The following is a 15742-nucleotide window of genomic DNA, read 5'->3' as shown; positions in this document are numbered from 1 at the left end:
CCGGCCCCGATCAGCTGGTGAGGTCGAGCTTGTCGTCCTTGGGCGCCCGAACGAAGAGCATGAGCACGAGGCCGGCCAGGATGACGAGCATGATGCCGGCGATGCCCCAGATCTGCCTGCCGCCGATCGCGATGAACGCGGTGAAGAGCAGCGGCGACAGGAACGTGGCGGCACGCCCGGTGGTGGCGTAGAGACCGAACACCTCGCCCTCGTGGCCTGGGGGGATGATGCGCGCGAGGAAGCTCCGCGATGCCGACTGCGCCGGTCCGACGAAGAGGCAGAGGCAGAGGCCGAAGATCCAGAAGATCCACGCCGGCGCGAGGCCGCTTGGCGAGCCGTCGGACTTGATGGCGCCCGCCGTCGGATCGAACATGCCGAGCGCCAGGCCGACGGCGGCGACACCAGAGACCAGCAGACCGACCAGCGACGTGATGATGACGCGTCGCGGACCCCACCGGTCGTCCAGTACCCCGGTTCCGATGGTGGCGATGCCGGCGACGAGATTCGCCGCAACGGCGAAATAGATGACCAGGCTGGCCGAGAAGCCGAAGGAGCCGGAGGCGATCACACCGCCGAACGTGAAGATTCCGGTCAGGCCGTCGCGGAACACCGCGCTCGCGATGAGGAACCAGACCGTGTTGCGGCTGCGCGTCCAGAGACGGGCGACCGAGCGTCCGAGTTCGACGTACGCGCCGATTAGGCCGGCGCGCTGCACACCGCCGACGACCGGCTGTTTGTTCTCGCCCAGTGCGAAGAACACCGGCAGCGAGAAGACGACGTACCAGAGGGTGGAGACGATCATCGAGAGCTGCACGTATCCGAATCCGGCGATCTGCAACTCGGGGTTGATGAAGGCGAACAACAGGATGAGCAGCTGGATGATGCCGCCCACGTATCCCATGCCCCAGCCGAATCCGCTGACCCGGCCGACGTTCTTCGGCGTGGAGACCTGCGTGAGCATGGCGTAGTAGTTGACGTTGGCGAGCTCGCTGGCGATCGTGCCGATGCTGAGGGCCAGGAACCCCAGCACCGCGAACCGCGGCTCGGGGAAGACGAAGGCCATCGCGAGGAGGGCGACGGCGGTGATGCCTGTCCATACGCCCAGCCAGCGCTTGCGGTGGCCGCCGGCGTCCGACTGCTGGCCGGTGATCGGCGCGGTGACGGCGACGAGAACGCCCGCGAGACCGAGCCAGAGACCAAGCTGGCCCGAGAGCGCATCCGTGTCGCCGAAGGACGAGCTGGTCAGGTAGCGGGTGAAGACGAAGGTGGTGGCCACCGCGTTGAAGGAGGACCCGGCCCAGTCGTACAGCGCCCAGGCGAGCACCTTGCGCCGTGGGACGGGCGCGACGAGCAGGGTCTCGCCGGCGGCGGCATCCGTGGCGGCGGACGAGGTGGAGGACTGCTGGGCGCCAGTTGCAGCGTCGTTGCCGCGGCCGGTCGGGTGGTCGGTCATGCGGACACCTTACCGACGACTGAGGTGAGCGCCGCGCGAGCTTGCTCGCATGGCCGAGCCGATGGAGTCGGTTGAAGTGGCGCGGCCGCGATAACCGACGACTGAGGTGAGCGCCGCGCGAGCTTGCTCGCATGGCCGAGCCGATGGAGTCGGTTGAAGTGGCGCGGCCGCGATAAGGGCATGGCGGTGTGGGTCGGTCGACCCGGTCGATGCTCCGGTCCGGCAATGGTCGCGCTCTCACTACGATGGGCGGAACAGGCTGTGTGTCGCCGCGGAGACGTGTCGTGGCGTCGGCGGCCACGACAGTCAGGTGGATCGGATGCCGTCAGCACGCCCGACAACGGTGCGCGACCTCCGCAGGACCAACCGTTCGCGCACGCTGTGGGAGCTGTACCTGCACGGTCCACTCACCTATCAGGGCATCGCAAGGGCGGCGCATGTGAGCCTCGCCACCGTCTCGAACGTGATGTGCGACCTGCTGCGCATCGGATGCGTCGCCGAGGTCGGATCGGAGGAGTCGAACGGCGGACGTCCTCGCGGGCTGTTCCACATCGATCCCCGCTCGGGTCATGTGATCGGCGTCGACGTGAGCGAGACGACGGTGCGGGTCGAACTCTTCGACCTCGGGATGCACGTGCTTGCTTCGCACCGCTCCCGCACGAGCAACGTGCGGCTGGGTCCCGACGAGGTGATCGACCACGTGATCTCGGGCATCGATGCCGTCATGGCAGAGTCAGGGGTGGAGGCCGACGAGATCCTCGGCGTGGGTGTCGGAGTCCCCGGCCTGGTCGAGCGCGAGGACGAAGGAGCCGTCGTCTACGACCAGTCGATCGGATGGGGAGCCCTGCCGATCGAGCGGATGCTTCGCGAGCGCACCGACCTTCCGCTCGTCGTCGACAACGGTGCGAACACCCTCGGGCAGGCCGAACGCTGGTTCGGCGCGGCAGCGCAGAGCGAGAACGCCATCATCGTGCTGCTCGGCGCGGGAGTCGGCGCGAGCATCGTGGCGACGCCCGGCACGGATGCCAGGTCGTTCGCGGGAGAACTCGGCCACACCACAGTCGTGGCAGGCGGACGCGACTGCGTCTGCGGCGCCAACGGATGCCTCGAGGCGTACGCAGGAGCGGATGCCATTGTCGCGCGATACGACTACCTCACCGGACGCGAGCGTGCGGCGAATCCGCGGGAGGTCGAGGAGCGGCTCGTCGGGATACTGGGCGGGGCCGCACGCGGTTCGGTGACCGATTCGACGGATGGCTCGACGTGCGATCCGGCGGCCGTGGAGGTCGTCGGCGAGCTGGTGGACTACCTCGGAGTCGGGCTCGGAAACCTCGTCAATCTGTTCACGCCCGAGAAGATCGTGATCGGAGGATGGCTGGGGCATGCGCTGCCCGACCAGGTGCTGCCGCTCATCCGGGAAGCCATCGGACGCAACGCGCTGGCTCGCCCGTTCCAGCGGCTGGAGGTGGTGCGTGCCGACCTCGGTCGGGATGCCGTTGCACTCGGCGCCGCGACGCTGCCGGTCGCTGAGTTCCTGCGCAGCGGCGGCGTCGCACGGCGGGCGTCGATCGCTGCCTCGGCCTGACCTGCCGCTGTAGTTGCTGTCACCGCCGCTGACCACTGCCCGCTCCGAGAACAGCAACTGTCTGCGAGAACAGCAGAATTGCTGCTGTTCTCGTGCTGAGAGCGCGACAGTTGCTGTTCTCGGTGCAGGTGTGGCCACTGGCCAGTGGCCGGCCGGTGGTTAGTTGTCGTTCTCGGCGAGCCAGGCCAGCGACTCGGCGATGCCTACGAAGACGTCGCCGCTGTACGCGTCGAACTCGACCACGCGCAGCGCGTTCGGCGCGGCCTGCAGGATCGCCTTCACATCGACGTCGCCCTGACCGGCCGGCGTCTGGTTCTCGAACGCACGCTGCAGCGCCTCCGGCACGATCAGCGCGCTCTCGCTGCTGGGCAGCACGTTGCGGATGTCCTCGTCGATCTTGCCGTCCTTGATGTGCAAGGCGCGGACCCGGTCGCCCAGCGCGCGCAGCACGGCGGGCGCGTCGGCGCCGCCTACCGTGGCCCAGAACGTGTCCACCTCGAGCACCGTGTCGGGGCTCAGCAGCTCGACGAACAGGTCGTAGACCGCACGGCCGTCCACCTTGTTCGTGAACTCCCACTGGTGGTTGTGGTATCCGAACTCGAGGCCGTTGCCCTTGGCCTGCTCGGTGAGCTCGTTGACGCGGTCCGCGATGCGGTGCACGTCATCCGCCGTCTGCCAGCGATCCGTCGGAATGAACGGGTCGATGACGGTGGTCATGCCCAGCTCGGAGGCGGCGTCGAAGATCGATGCCGCGTCATCCGAGTCGATGACCGGCGCGTGGCCGGACGGCGCCTGGATGCCATTGGCAGCGAACGCGCGCTTGTAGTCCGCCGTGCGCAGGTGGAAGGCGTAGGGCTCGACGTTGCGGAAGCCGATCTCTGCGACGCGCGCGACGGCGGCGTCGAGGTCGGCGTCGATGGCGTCGCGCACGGAGTAGAGCTGAACGGAGGGGGTGGACGCTGTCTCGGCAGCCATGGGGATGCTCCTTCATTGATCTCCCCGTCGCCTCGCGAGGCGGAGATCGTCATCGATCGAATCGTTGCAATGACCAGCATGGTGCATGTCGGCCTGTGCGCGCATCCGTCGATGCGCGGCCGTGGTCGCGCTCTCAGCCGCGACAGGCGGTGCGGTGCCCACCGGCCCGATGGCCACCTCGCGGCTCTCACCGATCCGAACCGATCCGTCCGTTCGTCCCCCGTTCGGGGCGGGCAGGGCCTCTCCGAGCGCGCTTAGACTTCGGCACATGATCGGCTGGGGGCGAGCCGTCGGAATCATCGTCATGGCCGGTGTCGCTGTGACGGCGGTTTTGACCGCGCCGACCGTCGGCAAGCAGGTCATCGACGACGGGCTGCAGAAGCTGTGGAGCATGCCGCCGAAACAGGCGCAGGAGTATCTGCGCAAGCATCCGGAGACGGCCGTCGATCTCGCCAACTCGGACAGCAAGTACGTCGACGAACTCTGGAACGACGCGACGGGCAAGGAGCGCAAGACCGCCCTGCGCAACGCGCCGGACCTCATCGGCAACCTCGAGGGCGTCGACTACGTCGACAGGGACGCGGCGAACCGGCTCTACCTCGGGCGAGCGCTCGCCGCGACGAAGAAGCGCGTCGCGGCGCGCCCGAAGGATGCGACGGCGCAGTTCCGTCTGCGCGCCCTCAAAGCGGTCAAGGCATCACTCACCGGCAAGGGCGGCACCGAGCGCTACCTCGTCGAGCTGACGCCGGCGCCTCGGCCGCTCGCGGCGGTGGCCGTCGGCAATCCCGATCAGGCGATGCAGGTGACCTTCGACGTGCCGGGCATGGGAACGTACGCCGACGACATGCAGCTGTGGACGCAGGCGGCGCAGAACGTGTACGACGAGCAGGGCAAGGCCGGCGCCCCGTCGCATCGATCCGTCATCGCGTGGATCGGGTACATCACCCCGCCTCCCGGCATCGACGCCGCCCTCGGCGGCTACGCGGCCCGCGGTGCTCCGCGGCTGGTGACAGCGCTCGAGGGATTCCGTGCGAGCCGAGACGGCGGCGTCGGCGTGGACCTCAGCGTCATCGCGCACTCCTACGGCACGACGACGGCGGCGAACGCCTTGGCATCCACCCGCGGACTCGGCATCTTCTCGTTCGTCATGCTCGGGTCTGCGGGAATCGAGGCGCATATCCGGGATGCCCGTGCCCTGCACGCGGAACACGTGTACGCAGGCGAGGCGGTCGGCGACACCCAGGCGCAGTGGGGGCGCCTCACGAGACAGGATCCGCGTTCGCCGTCGTTCGGCGCCACGATCCTTCACGTCGAGGGCTCGGGCGGACGCCTGCCCGTGACGGCCCATGAGCCGATCAAACACTCCAACTGGAACAACGATCCGACATCCGCCGCATACGCAGGTGTCACCGACATGACCGCGTTGGCGAAGAAGTTCAGCGAGCACGTGACCACCTTCGGCTACCTGGATGCCGGCACCGAGTCGCTCGCGAACGCCGCGACAGCGACGACCAGGTACCCGACGCGGGCGTTGTACTGAACATGAGACCCCTCATTAGGGGGCCTGCGGCGGGTCGAACTCCGACCTACATTCACCGCAGGACCATGGCAGGGGGCTGAGCATGTCGTCCTTTCTCTACGCCGTCGGACGATGGGCGTTCCGGCGACGCTCCTGGGTTCTCACGATCTGGCTGGCGCTCGTGGCCCTGGCCATCGCAGGGGCAGCGCTGCTCGGCACGGGGACCCAGAACACGTACGCCATTCCAGGCACCGAGTCGCAGCAAGCGCTCGACGCTCTGGCCCGCACGTTCCCGCAGATGAGCGGCGCATCCGCCCAACTCGTCGCCGTGGCGCCGGCGGGCGCGAGCGTGCGGGATCCGGCCTTCCAGTCAGCGGTCGAGGAGAGCGTGACCCGGCTGTCGCGGATCCCTCAGGTATCGTCCGCGACGTCGCCGTATTCATCGACGTCGACGGCGAACATCAGCTCCGACGAGTCGGCAGTTATCGTTCCCGTGCAGCTTTCCGTCGCGCAGAGCGCGGTGTCCGACGCCACGGATGCGGCCCTGCAGACGGAGGCGCATCACCTCGAGTCGCAGCTGCCGAAGGGGTCGCAGACCGCCATGGGCGGTCAACTGTTCGCGCAGACATCGACGGGGATCAGCATCACGGAGCTTCTCGGCATCGCCGTGGCCTTCGTGGTGCTCGCGTTCACGTTCGTGTCGCTCCTGGCGGCGGCGATGCCGCTGATCACCGCGCTCCTCGGTGTCGCGGTGTCGCTCTCCGTGATCCTCGCCATGACGTCGGTCACGACCATCACGTCGACCACGCCGCTTCTGGCTCTCATGCTCGGTCTGGCGGTGGGCATCGACTACGGCTTGTTCATCGCCTCCCGACATCGCGACCAGGTGCGCAGCGGGATCGATCCGGAAGAATCCGCAGCGCGGGCCATTGCAACGGCGGGTTCGGCCGTGGTGTTCGCGGCGGTGACGGTGATCATCGCGCTGCTCGGGCTGAGCGTGGCCGGCATCCCGTTCCTCACCACCATGGGCGTCGCATCCGCCGGCGCGGTGGCTCTGGCCGTGCTGATCTCGATGACGCTCATGCCGGCGCTACTCGGATTCCTCGGATGGCGGATCGTTCCGAAAGCCCTCCGTCCCGGCGCGGCAGGACGTACGCCGCACGGTCGCCGCCACGTGAACGAGGGCACGGGCCACTCCGCGCAGGCGTCCGGGGCGTCGGCGCACGAAGCGGCGTCCGAGGGGTCGGCGGCGGTGACCCCGGATGCCGGATCCGACGCAGGGACGATCACGGATGCCACGACCCGCGATCCGTCACCCTCGGCATCCGGTCCGGCCGATGGCCAGGACGACGACGTGGAAAAGGACGGATCCGGCGCAACTCCCGATCGCGTCGCTGCCCGTCCGTCTCGGCTGTTCCTCGGCTGGGTCCGCGGCGCCACCCGATGGCCGATCGTCACGGTGGTCGTCATCGTCGCGGCACTTGGATTGCTGGCGGTTCCCGCGTCCCATCTGCGCCTTGCACTTCCGGATGCCGGATCACTGCCCGCCGGCGAACCAGGGCGCGTCACGTACGACCTCATCGACAAGCACTTCGGCCCCGGATACAACGGGCCGCTCATCATGACCGGGTCGGTCATCCAGAGCAAGGATCCGGTCGGGCTGATGAACGATCTCGGCGCGAGCATCGCCAAGGTGCCGGGCGTCGTCGCGGTGCCGCTTTCCACGCCGAACCAGAGCGGGGACACGGGCATCGTGCAGGTCATCCCGAGCGGCGCCCCTGACTCGCAGGCCACGGAGGACCTCGTCGGACGACTGAGAGGGATGCACGACGAGTTCCAGAAGCAGTACGGCGTCGACCTGTCCGTGACCGGATACACGGCGGCGGGCATCGACGTCTCCGAGCGCCTCGCCCAGGCGCTGCTCCCGTTCGGCATCCTGGTCGTCGGACTGTCTCTCGTTCTGTTGGCCATGGTGTTCCGGTCGATCGTGGTTCCGGTCACCGCGGCACTCGGCTACCTGCTCTCGATCGGCGCCGCGTTCGGCATCACGAGCCTCGTCTTCATGGACGGATGGCTCTCCGGACCGCTCGGAGTCGCCTCGTTGGGGTCCGTCATCAGCTTCATGCCGATCATCCTCATGGGTGTGCTCTTCGGCCTGGCCATGGACTACGAGGTCTTCCTGGTCAGCCGCATGCGTGAGGACTACGTGCATCACGGTGACGCGCACGGCGCCGTCGAAGCGGGATTCCTCGGCTCGGCCAAGGTGGTCACCGCGGCAGCCGTCATCATGTTCGCCGTGTTCGCGGCCTTCGTGCCGGAGGGCGACGCTTCGATCCAGCCGATCGCCCTCGGGCTCGCCGTCGGCGTCGCGATCGACGCGTTCATCGTGCGCATGACGCTGATCCCCGCCGTGCTGAGGCTGTTCGGCAGGTTCGCCTGGTGGATGCCCGCCGGCCTCGACCGTATGCTGCCGCACTTCGACGCCGAGGGTGAGGGCATCGCCCACGAGCTGGAGCTCGCCGACTGGCCGGCTGACGGTTCGGCATACGCCATCGCCGCGGAGAACGTCGCGGTCGCCCGCTCTGGGCGCGAGATCGCCTCGGGGCTCGATGTCCTCGTCCCGTACGGCGATGTTCTGCTCGTGCGCGCGGATGACGACCTTGCCGGTGCGATCGTAGTGGCGGCGATCTGCGGGCGCGGTGACGTGGCATCCGGCCGCCTCAAGGTCGCGGGCTTCGTGCTGCCCACCAGGGCGGGCGCCGTGCGCGCACGGTCCGCCATCGTCCCGTTGCGCGGATCGTCGGCTCCCGCCGACGAGGTGGATCTCGCGCTCCGCGATGGCATCGCGGTGCTCGGGCTCTGCGATCCGGACAGCGTCGGCGATGAGCGGGATCGGAACGCGATCGCGGAGGTACTGGAGCGGGAGCGGGCGGAACGCCTGCGAAGCGGTGCCCCACCGCTGACCGTCGTCGCATCTGTAGGAGTGGATGCGGATGTCGCCGAGCTGATGGGCCAGTCCGTCACGACCCACAGCGCGATGGTCGAGGCGACGGCACCGGCATCGACGGATGAGCGCATGGCCTCGGAGGTGAGCTGACATGACCGGTGGTCCACTGTCGGGACGGTCCGGCTCGGAGAGGCTCGGCGGCATCGCGGTCGCGGTCGTCGTGCTGCTCCCGGTGCTCCTCGGCCTGTTGCTGTCGTGGGGGCTCTCGACACCGGCGCTGCATCTCGATCGCGTCAGCGCCGCGATCGTGAACGACGACGTGCCCGTGACGATCAACGGAACCTCGACACCGATCGGACGGCAGTTCGCGGCGGGCCTCATCGGCGGTTCATCCCCGGACGAGCAGACACCCATTCAGCCGGCAGTGGTCGGATCCAACTTCACGTGGGTGCTCACGAACCATCAGGACGCGGCGGACGGCCTCGCCGCGGGTCGGTACGCCGCGGTCCTCACAATCCCCACGACTTTCTCGACATCGATCAGTTCGTTGTCGGGACCGGCTCAGAGCGCGGTACCGGCGCTCGTTCAGGTGCGGACGAGCGCGTCGGCTGCGCTCCTCGACCCCGCGCTCGTGCAGGCTGTGACGGCCACGGCGACGGCGCAACTGAACCGCCAGATCGTGGACCAGTACCTCCAGGGCGTCTATCAGGGCTTCAACTCCGTGCACGACCAGATCGCACAGGCGTCGAGCGGTGCGACTCAGGTGTCAGCGGGAGCGGACTCCGTCTCCAGCGGTGCACAGCAGCTCTCCGACGGCGCCGCCTCGCTGTCGTCCGGACTCGACACCCTCTCCGCGAGTTCGGCAGCGCTGCCCGCTCAGACCGCGCAGCTGGCGGCGGGTGCGGCCCAGGTGAGTTCCGGAAACGACGCGATCTCGGGTTCGCTGTCCGCCGCCTTGGCGTCGTTCGCCGGGGTGGTCGCCGAGATCTGTCAGCACCCGGGCTCACTGTGCGACCGGGCGACAGCCGCGCTCGCCAGCATGCAGGCGGCGGCGACCGGCACGGCGAAGCTCGCGGCCGGCTCCGATCAGGTCGCGTCAGGGGCTGCCGAGCTCGCGGCAGCGTCGCCTCAGCTGGTGGGTGGCATCGACCAGGCCGCGTCGGGCGCGGCGTCGCTCGCCGACGGTGCGGCCAGCCTGTCGACGGGCGCGCAGCAGGAGAGCAGCGGAGCGGATCAGCTGGCATCCGGGCTCGCTGCGGCCGTGCCGAAGATCCCGTCGTACTCGGATTCGGATATTCAGGTGCTGTCGTCGACGGCCTCCCAGCCGGTGGTGATCGACCCGCGGTCTGCACCGTCCGGCGTTCAGTCCGCGCCGCTCTTCACCATGCTCGCCCTGTGGATCGGTGCCATGGTGCTGGCGCTCGTGCGCAAGTCTGTGCCGGAGAAACGGCTGTTGGGGAGCAGGTCATCCCTGCGCCTGGCCATCGGGTCGGCCGGCGTCAGCGCAGCGTTGGGTGCCGTGCAAGGGCTGCTGGTGTCGACGGTCGTGCTGATCGGACTCGGACTGACACCCGGCATCTGGCTCGGCTATATCGGGGTCTCCGTGGTCGTCGGCGCCGTGTTCGCCGTGGTCAATCAGGGTCTGGCGGCGGCGATGGGCGCGATCGGCAGGGTGATCGCCCTGGTGATCGGGGTGGTCGCGCTCGCCGTCGGTGTGGCATCCACCGTTCCTGCCGCGCTCGTCACGATCGCGGGGATCCTTCCCACGTCCAGCGCGCTCGATGCCCTGCGGGGTGCGATCGGCGGCGTTCCAGCGCTCGCCGTGGCTGGCACCGTCATCGCACTGCTCTGGGGCGTCATCGGGCTGGCTCTCGTCTTCGCGGGCGTCGGATCACGGCGTCGCCTTGGTCGCACAGCATTCTCCGCCCTGCCGTGAATCGGGTGATCGCGCCGCTTGTTCTGCGGAATACGACAGCCGGGTTGAAAGTTGATATAAGTGCACTCAAGTTTTGTCCGGTCGCGCTTGACACGCACTCGGCTGTGACATAAGTTGAGTCTGCGAGACTCAAGTATCTTCACGCCGCGACGCCTGGAGTACCGGGTCTCGTTCCATGACTTCGGTCGCGGGTGCAGAAGGCACCGGGCCACAAGGGTGCACCGACGTGCGCCCGAGGAAGGGAAACACAACACATGTCACGTGCAGTAGGTATCGACCTCGGAACGACCAACTCCGTGGTCGCCGTGCTCGAGGGCGGCGAGCCGGTCGTCATCGCGAACGCGGAGGGATTCCGCACCACTCCGTCGGTGGTCGCGTTCACCAAGGACGGCGAGGTGCTCGTCGGTGAGACCGCGAAGCGCCAGGCCGTCACCAACGTGGACCGCACGATCTCGTCGGTGAAGCGCCACATGGGCACCACCTGGACGCAGGAGATCGACGGCAAGAAGTACACCGCGCAGGAGATCTCCGCGCGCATCCTGCAGAAGCTCAAGCGGGACGCGGAGCAGTACCTCGGCGACACGGTGACGGACGCCGTCGTCACCGTCCCCGCGTACTTCAACGACGCCGAGCGCCAGGCCACCAAGGAGGCCGGTGAGATCGCGGGCCTCAACGTGCTGCGCATCATCAACGAGCCGACCGCTGCGGCGCTCGCCTATGGCCTGGACAAGGGCAAGGAAGACGAGCTGATTCTGGTCTTCGACCTCGGTGGCGGAACGTTCGACGTCTCGCTGCTCGAAGTGGGCAAGGACGACGACTTCTCCACCATCCAGGTGCGCGCGACCGCCGGTGACAACCGCCTCGGTGGTGACGACTGGGACCAGCGCGTCGTCGAGTGGCTGATCAAGAAGTTCAAGGACACGACGGGCGTCGACGTTTCCGGTGACAAGATCGCGCTGCAGCGTCTGAAGGAAGCCGCTGAGCAGGCGAAGAAGGAGCTCTCGTCGAGCATGTCGACGAGCATCCAGCTCCCGTACCTGTCGCTGACCGAGAACGGCCCTGCGAACCTCGACGAGACGCTCACGCGCGCCCAGTTCGAGCAGATGACCAGCGACCTGCTGGACCGCACCAAGAAGCCGTTCCAGGACGTCATCAAGGAGGCCGGCATCAAGGTGAGCGACATCGCCCACGTCGTGCTGGTCGGTGGATCGACGCGCATGCCGGCCGTCTCCGAGCTCGTGAAGCAGGAGACCGGCGGAAAGGACCCCAACAAGGGCGTCAACCCCGATGAGGTCGTCGCCGTCGGCGCCGCTCTGCAGGCCGGCGTGCTGAAGGGCGAGCGCAAGGACGTCCTGCTCATCGACGTCACCCCGCTGAGCCTCGGCATCGAGACCAAGGGCGGCATCATGACCAAGCTCATCGAGCGCAACACGGCCATTCCGACCAAGCGCAGCGAGACCTTCACGACCGCGGATGACAACCAGCCGTCCGTGGCCATCCAGGTGTTCCAGGGTGAGCGCGAGTTCACCCGTGACAACAAGCCGCTCGGCACGTTCGAGCTGACCGGCATCGCGCCGGCTCCGCGCGGGATCCCGCAGGTCGAGGTCACGTTCGACATCGACGCGAACGGCATCGTTCACGTGTCCGCCAAGGACAAGGGCACCGGCAAGGAGCAGTCGATGACGATCACCGGCGGCTCGTCGCTGCCGAAGGACGACATCGAGCGCATGGTGCGCGAGGCCGAGGAGCACGCCGCAGAAGACAAGAAGCGCCGCGAGTCCGCTGAGGTGCGCAACAGCGCCGAGCAGATGGTCTACTCGATCGAGAAGCTCATCAAGGACAACGAGGACAAGCTGCCGTCCGACGTGAAGGACGACGTGCAGGGCGACGTCGACGCGCTCAAGTCCGCACTCGCCGGTGACGACGACGAGGCCGTGAAGTCCGCATACGACAAGCTGAGTGCCAGCCAGCAGAAGCTGGGCGAGGCGATCTACGCATCAGCGCAGGCCGACGCATCCGCTCCGCAGGGCGAGCAGCCGGCAGGCGAGCCGGAGTCGTCGTCTGATGACGACGTCGTGGACGCCGAGGTCGTGGACGACGAGGACGAGAAGAAGTAGTCATGGCGAAGAAGGACGAATCGAACGAACACGAGGAGCCGGTGATCCGCGACAAGCGGCGCATCGACCCCGAAACGGGAAAGGTTCGTCAGCCGGATGACGCGGCGGAGTCGCAGGGCTCCGCCGCCGAGACCGGTGATCTCGAGCACGAGCAGGTGGTCGACACCGGCGAGGGCTACGAGGGACCGGATGTCGAGACCTCGCTCTCCGACGTCGACCTCGCCTTCCTCTCCGGCCAGACCAGCGCAGAGGAACTCGCTGCCGAGCGGCTCGCCGACCTCCAGCGGGTGACCGCTGAGTACGCGAACTACCGCAAGCGGACCGAGGCGAACCGCGAGGTGGAGCGCGAGCGCGCCGTCGCCGACACCGCGAAGGCGATCCTGCCCGTGCTCGACGACCTCGACCGTGCGGAGAAGCACGGGGACCTCGAGGGCGACAGCCCCTTCGCGACCATCGCCGGCAAGCTGCGCGGCGCGGCCGAGAAGCTCGGACTGTCGCCGTTCGGTGCGGCCGGTGAGGTCTTCGACCACAACGTGCACGAGGCGATCTTCCAGCAGCCGTCTCCCGGCGTGACCGAGCCCACGATCATCGACGTGGTGGAGGTGGGCTACACGCTCGGCTCCACGCTCGTGCGTGCGGCCAAGGTGGTCGTCGCGGTTCCCGCGTAGAACCGGCAGAACGGACTCGCCTGCACCGCCGGTCGAGCTTGTCGAAACCAGGAAGAGCGGCTTCGGAAGGCTCGACCGGCGGGTTGCTGGTTTCGACAAGCTCGACCAGCGGCAGAAAGCCCGACCAACGGCAGCGGCGGTCCTCAACTCAATACAGACAAGAGCAACACAAGGAAGGGGGTGCCGGGTGGCCAGTCAGGACTGGTTCGACAAGGACTTCTACAAGGTCCTCGGTGTCTCCAAGGACGTATCGCAGTCCGAGCTGAAGAAGACGTATCGCAAGCTCGCGCGCCAGTACCACCCGGATTCCAATCCGGGGGACGCGAAGGCCGAGGCGAAGTTCAAGGAGATCAGCGAAGCGTATTCCGTGCTCTCCGACGAGGAGGAGCGCAAGGAGTACGACCAGATCCGGGCCATGGGATCCGGCGCCCGCTTCACCGCACCCGGCGGCGGCCAGGGCGCAGGCGGCTTCGAGGACGTCTTCGGCGGCATGTTCGGCCAGGGCGGCCGCGGCCAGTCGTACACGTTCCAGCAGGGCGGCGGCGGTCAATACGACGACCTGCTCGGGGGTCTCTTCGGCAACGGACGCTTCGGCCAGTCGACGGGCGGATACCGCGGATACGGCGGCCCGACGCAGGGCCAGGACGTCACGGCATCCACGACGATCGACTTCCAGACCGCGGTCAGCGGCGAGACCGTTCACCTGACAGTCGACGGCGAGACCGTGAAGGTGCGGATCCCGGCCGGCGTCTCGGACAAGCAGCGCATCCGCGTGCCCCGCAAGGGACGACCGTCGCCGGACGGCGGCGAGCGCGGTGACCTCTACCTGACCGTGTCGGTGCGCAAGCATCCGGTGTTCGAGCGGGACGGCCTGAACCTGCGCGTCACGGTGCCCGTGACCTTCGGTGAAGCGACGCTCGGCGCCACCATCGAGGTGCCGATGCTGAGCGGAGACACCGTTCGGCTCAAGGTCGCTGCGGGAACGCCGAGCGGACGCGTGCTGCGGGTCAAGGGACGCGGCGTTTCGACCAAGAGCGGCACCGGTGACCTGCTCGCCGTCGTGCAGATCGTCGTTCCGTCGCACCTGACGAAGGCGGGCGAGGAAGCGCTGCACGCGTTCGAGGAGACCCTGCCGCAGGAGAACCCGCGCGATGAGCTGCTCGCGAAGGCGAGGGCAGCGGCGCGCTGACCGGCGTGCCGAACGCGTAGCGGCGGCGCCATCGCGTACGCAGGCAGTACACGGACCGTCGGGCGGCATGGACTGCGCCGAATGAGCGGTACCGAAAGAGAGCGAGGTGAACGGCGATGGTCGAACTGAACGAGACGACTCCCGTCTTCGCGATCACCGCGGCCGCCGAGTTGGCCGGCATGCATCCGCAGACGCTGCGTCAGTACGACCGGCTCGGGCTGGTGAGCCCGAAGCGCACGGCCGGGCGTTCCCGGCGCTACTCGATGCGCGACGTCGTGCAGCTGCGGGAGGTGTCGCGGCTGGGCTCAGAGGGAGTGAGCCTGGAGGGCATCCGCCGCATTCTGGAGCTCGAGAACCATGTGACGCGTCTCAACGAGCGGGTGCGCGAGCTCGAGAGCGCGCTCGCAGACGAGCTGCTCAATCGGCCGGGCAGGCGGGTGTTCGCCGCGGGGTCCGAGGGCGAAGTGGTGTCTCTGCGGGCCGGCACTCGGGTGCGTCGCAGCAACCAGGTCGTCGTGTGGCGGCCCTTGGAGAAGTAGCACTCAGGCAGAAGCGGGCGAGCGGATGCGCGGTGTCAGCCAGCAGAGAGGATCCGTCCCTAGCATCGGCCGCATGGCCAAGACGCCCCTCGCAGCGCTCGCGCTCATCACCTGCGCTGCGGCAGCCGTGATCGGATGCGGTGCCCTCGCCATCTCAACGGCGCTGAACGCGAATGTGCACCGGCATCCGGTGACGAGCGGATCCACGGCCAGGGCCAGCACGGTGGTCGCGATCGGGGACTCCATCATGAACGGCCACGGTCTGGACTCGGTCTATCAGGCGTGGCCCTATGTGCTGGGCGAGTACAACGGATGGCGACTGGTGAATCTCTCCACCGATGGCGCAGGATTCGTCACCAAGGGCAACAGCGGCGGGATTTTCGCCGACCAGGTCACCGAGGCCGTCCGGTTCGATCCGTCGATGGTCGTCATCTCCGGCAGCAGCAACGACCTCGGCGTCTCGGAATCCGACGTGCAGCAGTCGATGATCGACGCCATGCAGACCCTCCGCCACGATCTCCCGCGCACGATCATCGTGGCGGTCAGTCCGGTGTGGAACGAGAACGAGCCGCCGAGTCAGCTCGATGAGATCGACGACGACATGCACGCCGCGACGGCGTCCGTCGACGGGTACTACCTGGAGATCGGAACGCCCCTGCTGAACAAGCCGGGATACATGCAGTCCGACGACGTGCATCCGAATTCGGACGGACAGCTGACGATCGCGGCTGCGGTGGAACAGCAGCTGGAGAAGCAGCACCTCGTGTAGCGGCGGCGCTCGCCTCTGTCGGATCGAGCAAGAGTCGTGGTGCGA

General features: G+C 67.9%; 11 protein-coding genes. 9 read left to right on the top strand and 2 right to left on the bottom strand.

Annotated elements, in window-relative coordinates:
- Positions 1 to 10 precede the first annotated feature (10 nt).
- A complete protein-coding gene (locus tag HII28_RS11220) occupies positions 11 to 1453 on the bottom strand; it encodes an MFS transporter (protein ID WP_170025470.1) in 1443 nt (480 codons plus the stop codon).
- A gap of 319 nt (positions 1454 to 1772) precedes the next feature.
- On the opposite strand from HII28_RS11220, the gene HII28_RS11215 reads away from it, so the two are divergent.
- Positions 1773 to 3038 (top strand): ROK family protein, encoded by a 1266-nt coding sequence (locus HII28_RS11215; RefSeq protein ID WP_170025469.1) that lies wholly within the window; start codon positions 1773 to 1775, stop codon positions 3036 to 3038.
- Between the two features lie 159 nt (positions 3039 to 3197).
- Here HII28_RS11215 and HII28_RS11210 read toward each other — a convergent pair whose 3' ends face one another.
- Complete coding sequence (locus tag HII28_RS11210) at positions 3198 to 4013, bottom strand: sugar phosphate isomerase/epimerase (RefSeq protein WP_170025468.1); 816 nt, start codon at positions 4011 to 4013, stop codon at positions 3198 to 3200.
- Between the two features lie 268 nt (positions 4014 to 4281).
- Between HII28_RS11210 and HII28_RS11205 the strand changes: the two genes are divergently transcribed.
- The 8 genes from HII28_RS11205 (at position 4282) to HII28_RS11170 (ending at position 15697) form a co-directional block, all read left to right on the top strand.
- On the top strand, positions 4282 to 5553 hold the full coding sequence (locus HII28_RS11205; protein ID WP_170025467.1) for an alpha/beta hydrolase: 1272 nt from the start codon (positions 4282 to 4284) through the stop codon (positions 5551 to 5553).
- 82 nt (positions 5554 to 5635) lie between these two features.
- Positions 5636 to 8629: an MMPL family transporter gene (locus HII28_RS11200; protein WP_170025466.1), complete on the top strand. Its 2994-nt coding sequence runs from the start codon at positions 5636 to 5638 to the stop codon at positions 8627 to 8629.
- A 1-nt stretch (position 8630) separates the two neighbouring features.
- Complete coding sequence (locus HII28_RS11195; RefSeq protein WP_170025465.1) at positions 8631 to 10415, top strand: hypothetical protein; 1785 nt, start codon at positions 8631 to 8633, stop codon at positions 10413 to 10415.
- A gap of 254 nt (positions 10416 to 10669) precedes the next feature.
- Positions 10670 to 12532: a molecular chaperone DnaK gene (gene dnaK / locus HII28_RS11190; RefSeq protein WP_170025464.1), complete on the top strand. Its 1863-nt coding sequence runs from the start codon at positions 10670 to 10672 to the stop codon at positions 12530 to 12532.
- A gap of 2 nt (positions 12533 to 12534) precedes the next feature.
- Positions 12535 to 13200, top strand: coding sequence for a nucleotide exchange factor GrpE (locus HII28_RS11185; RefSeq protein ID WP_170025463.1), 666 nt, complete (start codon positions 12535 to 12537; stop codon positions 13198 to 13200).
- Between the two features lie 187 nt (positions 13201 to 13387).
- Positions 13388 to 14389 (top strand): DnaJ C-terminal domain-containing protein, encoded by a 1002-nt coding sequence (locus tag HII28_RS11180; protein WP_170025462.1) that lies wholly within the window; start codon positions 13388 to 13390, stop codon positions 14387 to 14389.
- Between the two features lie 116 nt (positions 14390 to 14505).
- The gene (locus HII28_RS11175) at positions 14506 to 14928 is read left to right on the top strand and encodes a MerR family transcriptional regulator (protein WP_170025461.1); all 423 of its coding nucleotides are present in this window, start codon (positions 14506 to 14508) and stop codon (positions 14926 to 14928) included.
- 73 nt (positions 14929 to 15001) lie between these two features.
- Complete coding sequence (locus tag HII28_RS11170; protein ID WP_170025460.1) at positions 15002 to 15697, top strand: SGNH/GDSL hydrolase family protein; 696 nt, start codon at positions 15002 to 15004, stop codon at positions 15695 to 15697.
- Positions 15698 to 15742 lie beyond the last annotated feature (45 nt).

This window comes from Planctomonas sp. JC2975 (assembly GCF_012985205.1).
Lineage (GTDB): Bacteria > Actinomycetota > Actinomycetes > Actinomycetales > Microbacteriaceae > Humibacter.
This window is presented reverse-complemented; position numbering and strand designations above follow the sequence as displayed.